The sequence below is a fragment of the Halomonas sp. MCCC 1A11062 genome, from assembly GCF_021404355.1.
Classification (GTDB): Bacteria; Pseudomonadota; Gammaproteobacteria; order Pseudomonadales; family Halomonadaceae; genus Halomonas; species Halomonas aerodenitrificans.
Genome location: NZ_JABFTW010000063.1, coordinates 1 through 563, shown reverse-complemented (window position 1 = coordinate 563; position 563 = coordinate 1). Strand labels below are relative to the sequence as shown.

General features: G+C 55.6%; 2 tRNA genes. Both read right to left on the bottom strand.

Annotation, left to right across the window (positions count from 1 at the left end):
* Positions 1–261 precede the first annotated feature (261 nt).
* Positions 262–337, bottom strand: a tRNA-Ala gene (locus HOP58_RS22795).
* 109 nt (positions 338–446) lie between these two features.
* Positions 447–523: transfer RNA gene (locus HOP58_RS22790), tRNA-Ile, on the bottom strand.
* Positions 524–563: the final 40 nt, after the last annotated feature.

Below are 563 nucleotides of genomic sequence, written 5' to 3'. Positions count from 1 at the left end.
ATTGCCGGATACGCTTGAGACGTATCTTGCATTTCTCCTTGCGGAGAAATTGTCAGCATGATTCACATTGTTAAAGAGCAGACTGTTCAGAGAACAGTGGGAAGTCCAAGAACTTCCCACTAGTCACTGCAGATAAAGACTGGCTTGGCGTAGATGGTGGAGCCAAGCAGGATCGAAGTCGTGCGCGACCCCGGGCTGACCACCTGACGTGCAAGGCAGGCGCTCTCTCAACTGAGCTCCTTCAATACTTTCCGAGGAAAGTGGTGGAGCCAAGCGGGATCGAACCGCTGACCTCCTGCGTGCAAGGCAGGCGCTCTCCCAGCTGAGCTATGGCCCCACTGATCACCGCGTTGCGACTTGCGATGAATTTCGTCGGAGACAAGGCGCTTTGGGCCGACGCATAGCTCGCTATGCGAGGTTCAAAGCAACGCCGTATCCGGCGAAATTGGTGGGTCTGGGCAGATTTGAACTGCCGACCTCACCCTTATCAGGGGTGCGCTCTAACCAACTGAGCTACAGACCCGGCTAACCACTGGGTCGGCGACCCAAACAGTCTTTGCTCT